Source organism: Parvibaculum sp., from assembly GCF_049671045.1.
Classification (GTDB): domain Bacteria; phylum Pseudomonadota; class Alphaproteobacteria; order Parvibaculales; family Parvibaculaceae; genus Parvibaculum.
The window spans coordinates 1-15,075 of the sequence record NZ_JBATUH010000102.1 but is presented as its reverse complement, the minus strand read 5'-3'; the positions used below and the strand labels follow the sequence as shown (position 1 = coordinate 15,075).

Genomic DNA, 15,075 nt, shown 5'->3' with positions numbered 1-15,075 from the left:
AGTTGTTGGACGTATAGCAACATTGCCGTCAACGATAATCAAGCGGGCGGAACCTCGAAATTCGCTCGAACAAATTGCACTGAAAGGGAGCGGCCCCGATGATTTCACAGGACATCGCCAACACGATCGTCGACCCGAAGGCCTATGCGGCCCAGACGCCGGTCGATGAGGCATTTTCCTATCTTCGCAAGGAAGCGCCCTTCGCGCAGGCTCAGCCCGAGGGCTACGACCCGTTCTGGGTGGTGACGAAGCATGCGGACATTCTTGAGGTCGAGCGCCAGAACGAGCTGTTCCACAATGGCGACCGCGCGGCGACGGTGACGCCCGTGGTCGTCGATCGCAGGGTCCGGGAGATCATGGGCGGCTCGCCCCATCTCGTGCGTTCGCTCGTGCAGATGGACAATCCCGACCACATGAACTACCGCAGGCTGACGCAGGGCTGGTTCCTGCCGCAGAACCTGAAGAAGCTCGAATCCCGCATCCGCGACATCGCGAGGGTCTTTGTCGACCGCATGGCGGAGATGGGCGGAGAGTGCGATTTCGCGCGCGACATCGGCCTCTATTATCCGCTGCATGTCATCATGGAAGTGCTGGGCGTGCCGGAGGCGGATGAACCGCGCATGCTCAAGCTCACGCAGGAGCTGTTCGGCAGCAATGACCCCGATCTCAACCGGCGCGGCGAGAAGCTCGATTTCGAGGCCGGGCTCGCGGCCATGCAGGAAACGATCGGCGACTTCATCACCTATTTCAACGGCATCACCGAAGATCGCCGCCGCTGCCCGCGCGAGGACGTGGCGAGCGTCATCGCCAATGGCCAGATCGACGGCCAGCCGCTCGATCATTTCGCGGCCATGTCCTACTACATCATCGTGGCGACGGCCGGCCATGACACGACGTCTCACACGACAGCGGGCGGCCTGCGCGTGCTGGCCGAGCAGCCGGATGCCTTCAAGCGCCTCAAGGCGGACCCATCGCTCATTCCCTTCTTCGTCGAGGAGACGATCCGCTGGGTGACGCCGGTGAAGCACTTCATGCGCACGGCGACTGCGGATGCCGAAGTGCGCGGGCAGAAGATCGCGAAGGGCGACTGGCTCATGCTCGCCTATCCTTCGGGCAATCGCGACGAAGAGGTGTTCGAGGATCCCTTCACCTTCAAGATCGACCGGACGCCGAACAAGCATGTCGCGCTCGGCTATGGCGCGCATGTCTGCATCGGCCAGCATCTCGCGCGGCTCGAAATGCGCATCTTCTGGGAAGAGCTTCTGAGCCGCCTCGACTCGATCGAACTCAACGGGACGCCGCTGCTCTCCGAGGCGAATTTCGTCTGCGGTCCGAAGTCCGTTCCTGTTCGCTACAAGATGCAGTGATCGTCTCACCCGAAAGGAACGCATGATGGCGGGCGCATTCCGTACATGGCAGTGCCGTACCTGTGGCTTCATCTATTACGAGGCCGAAGGCCTGCCGCTGGACGGCATCGCGCCCGGCACGCGCTGGGAGGACATTCCCGATGACTGGGTTTGTCCCGACTGCGGCACTCCAAAGGCCGAGTTCGACATGGTCGAGTTGGACTAAGCGTTCCCGCAACGTCTGCCAGGGGAATGGCCGGCACCTCCCATGGGTTGCCGGACATTTCCCGCATACATGATTGAAGCGCGGCGGCGAGGTTGACCTTGCTACCGCCGCCCTTCATCCTGCATTCAAAATCCAAACAGAAAGCCCGGCGGAAAAGCCGGCAAGGGAGGCCGCATGCTCACGAAAGCCGACGATTATCCGATCCACCAGACGCCGGAGCCCATCGCCTTTTCGGGAACCGACCGGAACTTCTACGACCGCTATTTCTTCAACGGCTATACGCGGAACGGCGATGTGTTCTTCGCCGCCGCGCTCGGCGTCTATCCGCACATCAACATCATGGACGCATCCTTCTGCGTCGTGGTGAAGGGCGTGCAGTACAATCTCCATGCCTCGCGCCATCTCAACATGGAGCGCCTTGACACGCAGGTCGGGCCGATCGCGATCGATGTCGTCGAGCCGCTGAAGTCGCTGCGCATCCGCGTCGCGGATAACGAGCACGGCATCAAGGCGGACGTCACCTTCCATGCGCGCGCCATTCCGCTCAAGGAACCGCGCTTCACGCGCCGCAACGGGCCGCGCACGATGATGGACGTGACGCGCCTGACGCAGAACGGCACCTATGAGGGCTGGATCGAGGTCGCGGGCGAGCGCATCGAGGTCACTCGGGATGCCTATGTCGGCACGCGCGACCGCTCCTGGGGCGTGCGCCCGATCGGCGCGGCCGATGCGCAGCCCATGGTGCCGCCGATGGACTTCCAGTTCTACTGGCTCTGGGCGCCACTCAATTTCGATGACCGCATCACGCTCTTCCACGTCAATGACGACGAGCATGGCGAGTCCTGGAACATCAACGCCGTCATGTGCGGCCTCGATGGCGCCGAGCCGGAAGAAATGGCGAAGTGCCGTGCCGAGGTTCAATACGTGCCGGGTTCGCGCCATGCCAGATCGGCGACGCTCTTCTTCGAGCACCGCAAGGGCGGCACCACGCGGATCGAACTGACGCCGAAGTGGAACTTCTACATGCTGGGCCTCGGCTACGGGAACCCGGAATGGGGGCACGGGGCTTACAAGGGGCCGCTCGCGGTCGGCTTCGAGTCTTTCAAGCTCGACGACATCAAGTCCTATGTGCCGCCGCATCTCCACATTCAGGCCTTCGTCACCGCGAAGATGACGCTGCCGGACGGCCAGACGCGCGAGGGCGCGGGCATTCTCGAGCAGCTCATTGCCGGTCCTCACGCGCCTTCCGGTTTCAAGGGCGCGATGGATCCGGCGCCGCTGGCATAAGGGGGCGATGATGGAAGACATTGCGACGCGCTTCGCCGCCTATCTGCAACACAGGATGCCGCAGGCCTCGAATGTCGAGGTCAGCGGCGTTTCGCGCATTCATGGCGGCGCGAGCCGCGAAACCTTCAGGCTCAACGCATCCTGGGAGGAGGGGGGACGCAAGGTCGCGCGGCCTCTCATCCTGCGCCGCGATCCTGTGGCGAGCCTCATCGAGACGGAACGCGATCTCGAATACAACGCCTATCGCGCGTTCCATCCGACCGGGCTTCCGGTGCCCGAGCCGCTCTATCTCGAGACCGATCTCAAATGGCTCGACCGTCCCTTCTTCGTCATGGAGCAGATCGTCGGCTGCGCGGCGGGCTCGCCCTTCAATGCCGACCCATATGGTCCGCATGCGGAGAAGCTCGGCCGCCAGTTCTGGACCCATCTCGGCAAGATCGCCGGCGCCGATCCGGAGGCGATCGGCATCGCGCAACATATGAAGCCCGTCGCGCCGGATGAAACCTGGCGGCGCGAGCTTGAGCACTGGGAAAAGGTGATCGACGAGGACGAGCTGTGTCCGCAGCCGATCGCGCGTGCCGCGATCCGCTGGATGCGACGCAACCCGCCGCCGCCCGCGCAGAAGATTTCCGTGGTGCATGGCGACTACCGCACGGGCAATTTCCTGTTCGACGGCGAAGGCGACATCAGGGCGATCCTCGACTGGGAGATGTGCCATCTGGGCGATCCGCTCGAGGACCTCGCCTGGGCGGCGGACCCGCTCTGGGCCTTCGAGAACCGGGAACGGCCGGGCGGCATGATCGGCCGCGCCGAAGCCTTTCGCATCTGGGAGGAGACGAGCGGGCTCAGGATCGATCCCAAGGCGCTGCGCTGGTGGGAAATCTTCAACTCGCTCAAAGGGCTCGCGATCTGGATTTCGGCGGGCAAGGAATATCAGACGGGCGCCAGCCGCGATCCGATCCTCGCCCTGTCGAGCTGGTATCCGACCGACGTTCACAACCGCGTGTTGGCCAATGCGCTTGCCACGCTCTCGAAGGAGGCGCGCTCATGAAGCCGGAAGTTGATGTCGTTCTCGGCGGATTTCTCGGAACGCTGCTGACGGAGATCGCGCCGCAGCTCGGGGCGGAATATTCGCTGGGCAGCGTCGGGCTCATCGCCATGACGGTTGGCATGGCCGCGCAGGAGTTCGACCGGGCGGCGGATCTCCGCGTCGCGGAAAACCGCGAGATGCGGGCGCTCTTCTCCGAAGCCGCGAAACTCGTCGGCGACCGGGGGCTTGCGGCGCGTCTCAAGGAGGCGGCCGCCTCGCAGGACGGCTCGTTCCGCGTGAGCGCGCTCAACGCCACGAATGACGAACTGGCGAAGCTGCTGATCGAGCTTCAGGCCCATGTCGAGGAATCGAAGGCGGACTGGGCCGCACCCTTCGAGGCGAAGCTCTGGGACTATATCGTCGGCGCGGCGGAGCGCAGGCGCGTCGTCCTGCCGACCTTCGGCTAGCTGCGGACAATCCCGCTTCGCGGCGGGAAAGCTTTGGGCTATGAGTGAGCGGCCCGGATCACGGGCTTTTCGGGCCTCCGATCCATGCCGCTCGCCGTCCGCCTTTCGCTCTTCTATGCCTCGCTCTGCCTCTTCGGGGGCGTGCAGCTGCCCTTCTTTCCCGTCTGGCTGAAATCGAAGGGCCTGGGCGCGCAGGAGATTTCCTACATCATCGCCGCGACCATGTTTCTGCGCATCGTCGCGGGGCCCGTGGTCGCCTTCCTCGCCGACCGCCTCGGCGACAGGCGCCGCATCGTCATCCTTCTGTCCTGGGGATCGCTCGGGGCGGTTTCGCTCTATCTGGTGGCGTCCGGCTTCTGGCAGATTCTCATCGCCACGCTCATCCTCATGTCGCTCTTCCCCTCGATCACGCCACTGATCGAGACGACGGCGATGAAGGCGGCGCATGAGCAGGGCATTGATTATGGCCGCGTGCGGCTCTGGTGCTCGATCACCTTCATAGCGGCAAGCTCGGGCACGGGCTGGCTCCTCGAATGGCAGCCCGCGAGCATCATCGCCGTCTGCCTCGTCGGCGCCATCGCGGTCAATCTCGCCGGCGCCCATCTCCTCGCGCGCGAGGTGCCGCAACCGAGGCTCGCGGTGCACCCCGGCGGCCAGCTCAGGGCGGCGCTTGCATTCACCCGGCAGCCGCTGTTCCTCATTGCTCTGACGGCGGCAAGCCTCATCCAGTCGACTCATGCGGTCTATTATGCATTCGGCACGCTCAACTGGCAGAAGCTCGGTTACAGCAGCGACGTGATCGGCGTTCTGTGGGGCATCGGCGTCGTGGCGGAGATCATTCTCTTCGCCTTTTCCGGCCGCGTGGTGGCGCGGGTCGGCGCGGTCCGGATGATGAGCCTCGGGGCGGCGGCCGCCGTCTTCCGCTGGACCATGATGGCGTTCGATCCGCCGCTCTGGATGCTCTTTCCGCTTCAGGCGCTTCATGCCTTCAGCTATTGCGCCGCACATCTGGGCACGATCCATTTTCTCACGCGGGCGACGCCCAACGCCTTCGCCGCGACCGCGCAGAGCCTTTATGCAGCGCTTTCGGCCGGCGTGCTCATGGGGCTGATGACGCTTGCGGCGGGATCGCTCTATCTGCAGTTCGGGGCGGGAGCGTATCTCCTCGGCGCGGGCACCGGCGTCGTCGCATTCCTTGGAACATTGGTGATCGGCGCGCGGTGGAACGGGGGCAAGCTTGCTCCCGATGCAATGCAGGACGAGGGAACGCCGAGCGGCGATCAGGGGCGGAACGGCGCCGGGTGCTGAATGACGGACCGTTCCGCTGCGTCAATCGCGGTGCAAATTCTTGTGCATTGACAATGCGTCCGCGCGCTCCAGCTTATTGGGACAACGAAACTCGATAAGGGAGGCGCATATGCGTGCGGTGGTTCTTCACGACAGTGGCATTGAAAGTCTGAAACTCGAGACGCGCGAGGTGCCGAAGGCCGGACCCGGCGAAATCGTCGTCCGGCTGAAGGCGGGCTCGCTCAACTATCGCGATCTCGCCATGGTGCAGGGGCTCGGCCGCGCCCAGCCGAAAGTGCCGCTCGTGCCGCTCTCGGACGGCGCGGGAGAGGTGGTCGAGGTCGGCGCGGGCGTGAGCCGGGTCAAGGTGGGCGATCTCGTCTGCCCGAGCTTCTTCCAGGCGTGGATTTCGGGCGGCCCGACCGGCGCCGGGCTCGCCTCGTCGCTTGGCGGCCCGACCGATGGTTGCGCGCAGGACTATATCCGGCTTTCCGCCGAGGGCGTTTCTCTGGCGCCGAAGAATCTTACGGCCGAGGAAGCGGCGACGCTTCCCTGCGCGGCGCTGACGGCATGGCGCGCGCTCGTCGTCGAGGGCGGGCTGAAGCCGGGCGACACTGTGCTTGCGCAGGGCACGGGCGGCGTCTCCATCTTCGCGCTGCAATTTGCGAAGGCCGCGGGCGCGCGCGTCATCATCACATCGTCGTCCGATGAAAAGCTCGAACGCGCAAGGGCGCTCGGCGCGGATGCGACCATCAATTACGTCAAGACCCCCGACTGGGCGAGCGAGGCGCGCAAGCTCACGGGTGGACGCGGCGTTGATCATGTGGTCGAGGTCGGCGGCGCCGACACGCTGCCGCAGTCGATCATGGCGGCTCGGCTCGGCGGCCATGTCGCCGTCATCGGACTTCTTTCGGGCATGGTGAAGGACGTGAACGTGGCGGCGATCTTCTCGCAGAATTTGAAGATCAGCGGCATCACGGTCGGCAGCCGCACCCATTTCGAGGACATGGTGAGGGCGATCGAGCAGTCGGACATTCATCCGGTGATCGACAAGCGCTTCTCGCTCGGCGACGCGCAGGCCGCCTTCACCACCATGAAGGGCGCATCGCATTTCGGGAAGATCGTTCTCAATATCGCGTAGCGGCATCTCCGTGCCGCCTCTCCCCAAGGGCGAGGGAGGCGGCGCGGGCGCCCCTCAGCCCCAGAGCGCAGGCATGGGCGGCATCATCGTGCTGTCTTCATAGCGGATCGCATGTTCGCGATCCTTTGCGAGAAGGAGCGGCCCGTCGAGATCGACGAACTCCGCGCCTTGCGCGAGAAGCGTCGCGGGCGCCATGGCGAGGGAGGTTGCGACCATGCAGCCGACCATGACCTTCAGATTGCGCCGCCGCGCGCAGCGGATGACCGAAAGCCCTTCGGTGAGGCCGCCCGTCTTGTCGAGCTTCACATTGACATATTGATAAAGGCCGGCGAGCCGCGTCATGCCCTCGAGGCCATGGGCGGATTCATCCGCACAGAGAGGGATAGGACATTCGATCCCGCGCAGCGCCTCGTCTTCCCTGGCGGGCAGGGGCTGCTCGATGAGCACTACATCGAGGGCGGCAAGCTCGCGGGCGAGCGGCAGAACATCGGCGGCTTTCCAGCCTTCATTCGCATCGACGATGAGCCTTGCGCTGGGCGCGCCCTCGCGCACCGCCGCGACGCGGGCGATGTCCGCGCCGTCGCCGGCGAGCTTGAGCTTGAGGAGCGGCCGTCCGGCGGCTGCCTTCGCGGCCTCGCGCATCGCGTCCGGCTCGGCGAGGCTCAGCGTGAAGGCGGTGACGAGCGGCTTCGGCTCGTCGAGCCCGGCGAGCTTCCACACGGGCACACCGCTGATCTTTGCTTCGAGATCCCAGAGCGCGCAGTCGATCGCATTGCGTGCCGCGCCGCGAGGCATGGCGCGCTGAAGCTCCTCGCGCGTCATGCCATCCTCGATCGCATTGCTCATGGCGCGAATGGACCCGGCGACATCCTTCACCGTCTCGCCATAGCGCGAATAGGGCACGCATTCGCCGCGTCCGGCATGGGCGCCTTCGCGGATGGTGACGGCGATGACCTCCGCCTGTGTCTTCGAGCCGCGCGAAATCGTGAATGATCCCGCGATGGGCCAGACTTCGGTATCGATGGAAATTTCGCGCATGGACATATGGCCTCTCACAGGGAGGGGCGGATGATGCCGCGCGCCGCGCTTTCAGCCAAGATTAAAGAAGTCCAAACGCGATCAGATACGGCCTGCGAACCAGGCGCCGTTCCAGTGCTCGCCGGGCGGGTTCGCCTCGTATTGGGCGATCCGCGCCTCGTAGAAATCGTAAAGCGTCGGAATGGCGCCATTGAGCTTGCGGCATTCCTTGATGGCCGCGCGCGCATCGCCCCAGCGCTGCTTGCGGTAGGCGGCGAAGATGAGCGCGTGGGCTTCCTGAAGGGCACGGAATTTCGGATTGGCGCGCATGATCGGATCGCCGAGCAGGGCATAGACGCGGCGGCCTTCCGGATGGCGGGGCGTCGCGATGAGGTCGATTTCGAGCAGCGCGTAGCGGTCGCCGACGGCGCGCTGGGTGCCTTCGCCGACGATGATCGCGGGGCCGTAGTTCCGCGCATTGCGCTGGAGGTAGGCGCCGAAGCTCACAGGCTCGCCAAGGACGCCATATTCGAAATTCAGGATCGCGCCCATATTGCCGGTGATGGCCGTTCCGCTGTCGATGCCGATGGAGAGGCTGAGGGGCACATGGCTCAGATGCTGGCGCCGCGCATCCTCCTCGAGAAACTCGTTCAGCGCTTCCAGATTTTCGACCATGCGCAGCGCCGCGTCGCACCCCTTCGAGGGGTGGTCGTGAATGTCGAAGGGCGCGTTCCACACGGCATAGAGCGTATCGCCCACGGTGCGATCGACCATGCCGTTGCGGTCCTGAACGATCTTCGTCATGGGCGAGAAGAAGCGGTTCAGAATGTCGGCATAGGCCTTCGGGTCCTCGAGGTAGCGGTCGGCGATGATGTTGAAGCCGCGCAGGCCCACGACGAGCGAGGTGACGGGGCGGAGCTGGCCCTCGGCCTGGATGAGGCGGGGATGGGCATGCACCCTGGCAAGGCCCGCGCGCGAAAGGCGCCGCGCGAACTGCGCGTCGATGAAGCGCGTCTGCTCCTCGGAATGGAACTTCGTCATCAGCGCGCAGGTGAGGCTCGCGAGGATGAGCGTCAGCGCGCCGAGCGCGGGGTCGATGAGCCAGCGATGCGTCTCGAACGCCCACCATGAGGCATAGGCTTCCCCGCCGATCAGGATGAGCGTCAGGAGGAAGCCCCAGCGGAAGCGGAACCGGCTGAGTAGCAGGATGACGAGCAGGCCGCCGACGAAGATCAGGAGCTGCTCGGCGCTCGATGCCCAGCCCGGCCTTACCAGAAAGGCGCTGTCGAGAATCTGGTCGATCGCATTCGCCGCGATGGCGCCGGAGGGCAGGGCGATGCCTGCGGGCGTGTCATAGAGGCGCTCGATGCCATTGGCCGAAACGCCGATGACGGCGATCCGCCCCGCGAGCGAGGGGAGCCCGACGCTGCGGTCGAGAAATTGCGTGGCGGGAATGGACGGCCGCGTGTCCGGCCCGCCGAAATAGAGGCGCAGCGCGCCCGTCGTGCTCGTCAGCGCCAGAAGGTCCGCCCCTGCGATCTCGATGCGCTCGACGCCGGGCTCCATGCCGAAGGTGAAGCCGGTATCCGATTCGATCACACGGACGCGGTAGCCCGTGCCGCCGCGCGCCACCCGGAGCGCCTCGAGCGCGTTCGAGGGGTAGAGGGTACCGCCGAGATTGACGAGCATGGGAAGGTTGCGCACCACGCCCGTCGCCGCGCGGTCGGCGAGCGTCGCGCCGTTCCCCTTCGCCGCCTGCTCGAAAATTGGCAGGCTCGGGCGCCAGAGCGAGAATCCGGGCGTGTAATGGCGAGCGTCGCTTCCTTCGGTCAGGATGGAGCCCGCATTCTCCGGCGCCGTCATGCCGTTGACCGGGGCCTTTCCGGGCACGAAGGAGACGACCGAGGGCGTCGAGCCGAGAAGCCTGGCGAACTCTCGGTCGCGGTCCGGCAGCTCGCCGAGGGCCTGGCCGAGATTAGCGCCGGAGGGAAGCTGCGGAAGCGGCGACCAGAGCTTGAGAAGCTCGGAGGCGGAGGTCGCATCATCCTCCGAAAGCGGCATGTCGAGCAGGATGGCGCTCGCGCCGGCGGCCCGCACGCGCTCAACGAGGTCCGTCACCCGCTTGCGGGGCCAGGGCCAGGGGCCGAGGCGGCTCATCCCCTCGTTTCCGATGTCGATATAGACCGTGCGCGGACCTTCGGGGCCAGCTCTGCGCGGCTCGATGCGCTGGTAGATGTCGAAGACCTGATTCTGAAGCCAGCTCGCGACGCCGCCGAAATCATAGATGGATAGACCCAGGCTCACGACGAGCACGAGACCCGGAAGGATCGCGGAAAGTCTGCGGAACGCTGGTGTCGAATTCATCGTCTGTTTCGCCTCGGCGTCCCGTGCAGGATGCCGATTCCCCCGAATTGAGCGTCTGGCCTTGCCATTGTCCTGTTGCGGGACAATTACGAAGGGTATCCGCACATGCGCTGCAGATTCCATTCCAGAGCGGCAAGGGGGAAGGGCGGGACCGGGCTTTTTGCCGGGCCTTTCATGCAAAACGGCCCCGCCATCGCTGGCAGAGCCGCTTCTGCAGTCGTCAACTCATATGCCGGAGCACATGGGCGCCGACAATCCGGATCACTTTTCGTGGCCGGTCGCCTTTTCAAGATAGGCGATCAGGTCCTTGCGGTCCTGCTCCTTCTTGAGTCCCGGGAACGTCATGTTCGTGCCCGGAACGTAGGCCTGAGGCTTTTCGAGATAGGCGAGAAGCGTATCGTCGTTCCACTTCAACCCCTCCGCCGCCTTCTTCTTCATGGCCGCAGAGTAGTTGTAGCCGGCTTCGGCCGCGACGCCGCGCTCGAAGATGCCATAGAGATTCGGTCCGACCCTGTTCGGGCCGTCTTTTTCAACCGTGTGGCAGGCCTGACATTTCTTGAAAATCTTTTCGCCCTTGGCGGCGTCGCCATCGGCGTAGGCCGCGCCCGATACCGTCATGGCGAGCGCGAGCACGGCCATTCCGCTTAGAATTGCCTTCATAGTGGAGAATCTCCCTTCCATCCTGTGTCGAACTTGCAGGGCGCCTGATGGGGCGGATCTTGGCCCCCGGTTGGCTCTGGTATGCAACTGCAAGCTAAACTAAGTTTCGTCCAAGGTAAGGGACTGCGTCAAACTGGCGCGGGGCCCGGGGCTCGCGAGGACCGAATTTGACGCAAGCGTCAGGGGCTGTTCAGGCCGTGCAGGCAGCCTCTTTCAAGGTGGACACGGACGGTAGCGCGCTGCGTCTCCTGCCGTCGGGCGACTGGTCGGTCGCGTCGATCCTCCAGATCGACGAGGAGCTGCGCCGCTTTTCCGCCATGCCGGCCGGCAAGAGCAAGGCGGTCTTCGACATGTCCGGCCTTGTGCGGCTCGATACGGCCGGGGCCTGGCTCATCGACCGGACGGCGGCGGCGCTGAGCGCCCAAGGGGTCGAGGTCCGGTTCGAGGGGCTTGAGGAAGGCCAGCGGATCATTCTCGACAAGGTGAGCGAGGGCGGACAGCCCAAGCTGGCTCCGCCAGCCCGCGAGCCGTTCCTCATCGAGGTTCTCGGCAGGATCGGGGCGGCCGTCGTCGCGGTGGGGCACGATGCGGTCGCCTTCGTCGATTTTCTGGGCGCGGTGCTCGCCACGATCTGGCGCGGCATCAGGTCGCCGCGCCGCTTCCGCCTCGTCCCGCTCGTGCATCACATGGAGAAGGCGGGCTTCAACGCGCTGCCGCTCGTCTGCCTGCTCACATTTCTCATCGGCGCCGTCATCGCGCAGCAGGGCGCGGTGCAGCTTCGCCGCTTCGGCGCGGATATATTCACGGTCAATCTCATCGCCATCATCTTCCTGCGCGAAGTGGGAATCCTGCTCACGGCGATCATCGTCGCGGGCCGCTCCGGCAGCGCCTTCACGGCCGAAATCGGCTCGATGAAGATGCGCGAGGAGATCGACGCGATGCGCACGCTCGGCCTCGATCCCATGGAGATGCTGGTGGTGCCGCGCGTGCTCGCGCTCGTCTTCACGCTGCCGCTGCTCACCTTCGTCGCCGACATCATGGGCCTTCTCGGCGGCGGTGTTGTCGCCATGATCGAGCTGAACATGTCGCCCTCCGTCTATATCGAGCGGCTGAACAGCGCGGCGCAGTTCTGGACCTTCGGCGTCGGGCTCCTGAAGGCGCCGTTCATGGCGCTCGTCATTGCGATCGTCGGCTGTCGGGCGGGGCTCGATGTGACGGGCAGCGCCGAATCCGTCGGCACACAGACGACAAGCTCGGTCGTGAGGTCGATCTTTCTCGTCATCGTTCTCGATGCGATGTTTGCGATCTTCTTCACCAGGATCGGAATCTGACCGATGGCAAATGGCGATACGATCATCGAGGTGAGGGGCCTCAAGAACCAGTTCGGCGACCATGTCGTGCACGAAAATCTCGATCTCGACGTGCGGCGCGGCGAGGTGCTGGGCATTGTCGGCGGTTCGGGCACGGGCAAGTCCGTGCTGATGCGTTCGATTGTTGGGCTTCGCAAGCCCGACGCCGGACACATTCGCGTGTTCGACATCGACCTCGACAATGTCACGGAGGAAGAGCGCCGCCTCGTGGAGCGGCGCTGGGGCGTGCTCTTTCAGGAAGGCGCGCTTTTTTCCGCGCTGACCGTCGCGCAGAATATCCAGGTCCCGTTCCGCGAGCATCTCCATATGGACCCGCAGCTCATGGACGAGCTGGCGGCGGTCAAGATCGCCCTGGTCGGCCTCAGGGAAGGGGCGGCCGACCTTTATCCATCGGAGCTTTCGGGCGGCATGAAGAAGCGGGCGGGACTTGCCCGCGCGCTGGCGCTCGATCCTGAAATCCTCTTTCTCGACGAGCCGACGGCGGGGCTCGATCCCATCGGCGCGGCGGCCTTCGATGAACTCATCCGAGACCTTGCCCGGACGCTCGGCCTTACCGTTTTCCTCGTAACTCACGATCTCGACACGCTTCATGCCATCTGCGACCGGATTGCGGTTCTGGCGGAGCGGCGTGTTATCCTGATCGGGACGCTCGACGACATGTTGCGGAGCGACCATCCCTGGATCCGGGAATATTTCCACGGACCCCGGGCGCGAGCGGCCTTCGCAGGCAAATAGGCAAAGGCTCATGGAAATCAAATCCAACAATGTCCTGATCGGCACTTTCGCGCTGGTGGTCATCTTCTGCGCCTTCGCCTTCGCGCTGTGGATCGGCCATGTCCAGCTCGACCGCCAATACGCGTATTACCAGATCGTCTTTCAGGGCTCGGTGTCGGGCCTCAGCAAGTCGGGAACAGTGCAGTTCAACGGCTTGCCGGTGGGCAAGGTAGTCGACCTGCATCTGGCGGAGGACGATCCGAACAAGGTGATCGCGCTCATCCAGATCGACGCGCGCACGCCGGTGAAGGAAAGCTCGGTGGCGCAGCTCGAGCTTTCGGGCATCACCGGCGTCGCCGTCATCGAGCTGACGGGCGGGAAGCCGGATTCGAAGCCGCTGCTGCCAAAACCGGGCGAAGCCTATGCGACCATCCGGGGAGCGCCATCGACGCTTCAGGAGCTTGCCATGTCGGCGCCTGACACGTTGCAGAATGCGAACAAGCTCCTTGCGCGTCTCAACGAGATCGTGCGCGTCAATCAGGAGACGATCCGCAGCACGCTTCAGAACCTCGACCAGATCTCGACCGCGCTGGCCGGAAGCTCCGGCGACATGCAGAAGGCGATCACCAATCTTTCGGATGCCTCGCAGCATCTCGCGGCCTTCAGCCGCAATGCCGACGGCTTCATGAAGAACGATGTGAAGGGCCTTGTCGCGGATGCGCGGGAAACGGCGCAGGCCTATCGCCGCGTCGCCGACAATCTAGACCGGCTCGTGCAGGCGAACGGCCCCGCCATCGACAGGCTGGGCCGCGAGGGGCTGACGCAGATACCCGATCTCATCGCGGAGACGCGCGCCCTCGTGACCGCGCTCGACCGGATCGCCTCGCGCGCGCAGGACGATCCCGCCCGCTATCTCACCGGCAACAATGTTCCGGAAGTGAAGGCCAGATGATGCAGCATCCTTTCGTCATGCGGGGAATCGGCGGCTGGGCGAGGGGGCTTGTGCTCGCTCTCGCCATCGCGCCGCTCGGCGCCTGCGCGCTCGCCAATGCGGGAAGCGGCCCGGCGCCGCAGCTCTTCACGCTGACCGTGGCGCACCCGGGGAGCCATGAGGCGACGGCCGCCAAGGGGCCGCCCATCGAGGTCGCGGAATTCTCCGCACCCGCCGCACTCGACACGACGCGCATCGCCCAGCAGTCGACGCCCAACGAGATCGCCTATTACGCGGATGCGCGATGGGCGGACAGGGCGCCGCGCATGATCCAGATGCTGATGGTCGAGACGCTCGAGAATTCCGGGCGCTTCGATGCGGTTTCGCCGCAGGGCGCGGGCCTCAGGGTGGATTACGAGCTCATGGGCGATATCCGCCAGTTCGCGGCCGTGCCTTCCGCCAATGGCGACAAGAACGAAGTACGGATCGACCTTCTCGCGCGGCTGGTGAAGAAGGACGAGCGCAGCATTCTCGCTTCCGGCCGTTTCAGTGCGCATGCGCCGGTCGAGGGGTCCGGCATCGCGCCCATCGTGCGCGCCTATGATGCGGCCCTGCGCGGCGTTCTCGACGGCATGGCGGATTGGGCGGCGCAGCAGGCGGCCTTGGCCGGAGGCGGCAGGACGGCGCTCTCCGGCCGCTAGCGGATCAGGAGAGCTTGCCGCTTGCCTGCGCGAGGATGAGATAGGCCTTGCCCGTATCCGACGTCAGATAAGTTTCGACGAGGATGTTCTCGCGGTCGCGCGTGCGGGCGGAGGCGAGCAATCGCTCGAAAAGCGACACGAAGCGATCGACATGCTCGCGGAACTCCGCGTCGTCGCGGTATTTGACGGCGATGCGGTCATAGAGCTGGCGCCCGGCCATGTTGTAGAGGCGGCGGGCGAAGACGTTGCGCTCTCCGGCCTGATAGCGCTGCCACAATTCGGGGGGAGGGTTCTGCTCGAGCGCGCGATCGAGATCGACGGCGAGCGCCTGCAGCGTTTCGATCACCTGAAGCGACGAGCGGTGAAACTCGCTGTCGCTTGCGGCATCGCTGCCCGGATTTGCAGCATTCGACGGCGCGTCCCGCTCGCGCTCGGCGGCGGCGAGTAGATCGGAGATGCCCCAGCGCCTCGCCGTGCGGTCGGCGGCGGGATGAGGCGCATCGGACCAGTGCGGCTCGCGGCGCGGGGCGGCGG

14 protein-coding genes and 1 pseudogene are annotated in these 15,075 nt (G+C 65.1%); 11 read left to right on the top strand and 4 right to left on the bottom strand.

The window, feature by feature from the left end; translation table 11 throughout:
- The first annotated feature begins 98 nt into the window (after positions 1 to 98).
- From WBG82_RS11340 to WBG82_RS11310, 7 genes are all read left to right on the top strand, one after another.
- A complete protein-coding gene (locus tag WBG82_RS11340; protein WP_424424635.1) occupies positions 99 to 1,367 on the top strand; it encodes a cytochrome P450 in 1,269 nt (422 codons plus the stop codon).
- A gap of 25 nt (positions 1,368 to 1,392) precedes the next feature.
- Positions 1,393 to 1,572 carry a rubredoxin gene (locus tag WBG82_RS11335; RefSeq protein ID WP_324297743.1) on the top strand — a complete coding sequence of 60 codons (180 nt, stop codon included), beginning with the start codon at positions 1,393 to 1,395 and terminating at the stop codon, positions 1,570 to 1,572.
- 174 nt (positions 1,573 to 1,746) lie between these two features.
- Positions 1,747 to 2,859, top strand: coding sequence for a hypothetical protein (locus WBG82_RS11330; RefSeq protein ID WP_424424634.1), 1,113 nt, complete (start codon positions 1,747 to 1,749; stop codon positions 2,857 to 2,859).
- Positions 2,860 to 2,866: 7 nt separating this feature from the next.
- Positions 2,867 to 3,910, top strand: coding sequence for a phosphotransferase family protein (locus WBG82_RS11325; RefSeq protein WP_424424633.1), 1,044 nt, complete (start codon positions 2,867 to 2,869; stop codon positions 3,908 to 3,910).
- Positions 3,907 to 4,356, top strand: a complete 450-nt coding sequence (locus WBG82_RS11320) for a hypothetical protein (RefSeq protein WP_424424632.1) — start codon at positions 3,907 to 3,909, stop codon at positions 4,354 to 4,356. The genes WBG82_RS11325 and WBG82_RS11320 overlap by 4 nt, the downstream gene beginning before the upstream one ends.
- 84 nt (positions 4,357 to 4,440) lie before the next feature.
- Positions 4,441 to 5,664, top strand: coding sequence for an MFS transporter (locus tag WBG82_RS11315; protein WP_424424631.1), 1,224 nt, complete (start codon positions 4,441 to 4,443; stop codon positions 5,662 to 5,664).
- A gap of 109 nt (positions 5,665 to 5,773) precedes the next feature.
- A complete protein-coding gene (locus tag WBG82_RS11310; RefSeq protein ID WP_424424630.1) occupies positions 5,774 to 6,784 on the top strand; it encodes a zinc-dependent alcohol dehydrogenase family protein in 1,011 nt (336 codons plus the stop codon).
- A 54-nt stretch (positions 6,785 to 6,838) separates the two neighbouring features.
- Here the strand turns inward: WBG82_RS11310 and dgcA are convergent, their stop codons facing one another.
- The 3 genes from dgcA to WBG82_RS11295 all read right to left on the bottom strand — a co-directional run bounded on the left by dgcA (position 6,839) and on the right by WBG82_RS11295 (position 10,825).
- The gene (gene dgcA / locus WBG82_RS11305) at positions 6,839 to 7,822 is read right to left on the bottom strand and encodes an N-acetyl-D-Glu racemase DgcA (RefSeq protein ID WP_424424661.1); all 984 of its coding nucleotides are present in this window, start codon (positions 7,820 to 7,822) and stop codon (positions 6,839 to 6,841) included.
- A gap of 81 nt (positions 7,823 to 7,903) precedes the next feature.
- The gene (locus WBG82_RS11300; protein ID WP_424424629.1) at positions 7,904 to 10,165 is read right to left on the bottom strand and encodes a CHASE2 domain-containing protein; all 2,262 of its coding nucleotides are present in this window, start codon (positions 10,163 to 10,165) and stop codon (positions 7,904 to 7,906) included.
- Positions 10,166 to 10,426: 261 nt separating this feature from the next.
- Positions 10,427 to 10,825, bottom strand: a complete 399-nt coding sequence (locus WBG82_RS11295) for a c-type cytochrome (protein ID WP_424424628.1) — start codon at positions 10,823 to 10,825, stop codon at positions 10,427 to 10,429.
- Positions 10,826 to 11,022: 197 nt separating this feature from the next.
- Here WBG82_RS11295 and WBG82_RS11290 point away from each other — a divergent pair, with 197 nt between their 5' ends.
- From WBG82_RS11290 to WBG82_RS11275, 4 genes are read left to right on the top strand one after another with little or no spacing between them, the layout of a single operon-like run.
- Positions 11,023 to 12,156 carry an MlaE family lipid ABC transporter permease subunit gene (locus tag WBG82_RS11290; RefSeq protein ID WP_424424627.1) on the top strand — a complete coding sequence of 378 codons (1,134 nt, stop codon included), beginning with the start codon at positions 11,023 to 11,025 and terminating at the stop codon, positions 12,154 to 12,156.
- A gap of 3 nt (positions 12,157 to 12,159) precedes the next feature.
- The gene (locus WBG82_RS11285) at positions 12,160 to 12,930 is read left to right on the top strand and encodes an ABC transporter ATP-binding protein (RefSeq protein ID WP_424424626.1); all 771 of its coding nucleotides are present in this window, start codon (positions 12,160 to 12,162) and stop codon (positions 12,928 to 12,930) included.
- A 10-nt stretch (positions 12,931 to 12,940) separates the two neighbouring features.
- Positions 12,941 to 13,861 carry an MlaD family protein gene (locus tag WBG82_RS11280; protein WP_324297723.1) on the top strand — a complete coding sequence of 307 codons (921 nt, stop codon included), beginning with the start codon at positions 12,941 to 12,943 and terminating at the stop codon, positions 13,859 to 13,861.
- On the top strand, positions 13,858 to 14,541 hold the full coding sequence (locus tag WBG82_RS11275; RefSeq protein WP_424424625.1) for an ABC-type transport auxiliary lipoprotein family protein: 684 nt from the start codon (positions 13,858 to 13,860) through the stop codon (positions 14,539 to 14,541). The genes WBG82_RS11280 and WBG82_RS11275 overlap by 4 nt, the downstream gene beginning before the upstream one ends.
- Positions 14,542 to 14,545: 4 nt before the next feature.
- Here the strand turns inward: WBG82_RS11275 and WBG82_RS11270 are convergent.
- Positions 14,546 to 15,075, bottom strand: a pseudogene (locus WBG82_RS11270) (kinesin); the annotation flags it as partial.

Bases quoted from the DNA above. Each gene is read 5' to 3' on its own strand.
- WBG82_RS11340 (WP_424424635.1), top strand. From the start codon at position 99: ATGATTTCACAGGACATCGCCAACACGATCGTCGACCCGAAGGCCTAT.
- WBG82_RS11285 (WP_424424626.1), top strand. From the start codon at position 12,160: ATGGCAAATGGCGATACGATCATCGAGGTGAGGGGCCTCAAGAACCAG.
- dgcA (WP_424424661.1), bottom strand. From the start codon at position 7,822: ATGCGCGAAATTTCCATCGATACCGAAGTCTGGCCCATCGCGGGATCA.
- WBG82_RS11330 (WP_424424634.1), top strand. From the start codon at position 1,747: ATGCTCACGAAAGCCGACGATTATCCGATCCACCAGACGCCGGAGCCC.
- WBG82_RS11325 (WP_424424633.1), top strand. From the start codon at position 2,867: ATGATGGAAGACATTGCGACGCGCTTCGCCGCCTATCTGCAACACAGG.
- WBG82_RS11295 (WP_424424628.1), bottom strand. From the start codon at position 10,825: ATGAAGGCAATTCTAAGCGGAATGGCCGTGCTCGCGCTCGCCATGACG.
- WBG82_RS11320 (WP_424424632.1), top strand. From the start codon at position 3,907: ATGAAGCCGGAAGTTGATGTCGTTCTCGGCGGATTTCTCGGAACGCTG.
- WBG82_RS11315 (WP_424424631.1), top strand. From the start codon at position 4,441: ATGCCGCTCGCCGTCCGCCTTTCGCTCTTCTATGCCTCGCTCTGCCTC.
- WBG82_RS11300 (WP_424424629.1), bottom strand. From the start codon at position 10,165: ATGAATTCGACACCAGCGTTCCGCAGACTTTCCGCGATCCTTCCGGGT.
- WBG82_RS11275 (WP_424424625.1), top strand. From the start codon at position 13,858: ATGATGCAGCATCCTTTCGTCATGCGGGGAATCGGCGGCTGGGCGAGG.
- WBG82_RS11280 (WP_324297723.1), top strand. From the start codon at position 12,941: ATGGAAATCAAATCCAACAATGTCCTGATCGGCACTTTCGCGCTGGTG.
- WBG82_RS11310 (WP_424424630.1), top strand. From the start codon at position 5,774: ATGCGTGCGGTGGTTCTTCACGACAGTGGCATTGAAAGTCTGAAACTC.
- WBG82_RS11335 (WP_324297743.1), top strand. From the start codon at position 1,393: ATGGCGGGCGCATTCCGTACATGGCAGTGCCGTACCTGTGGCTTCATC.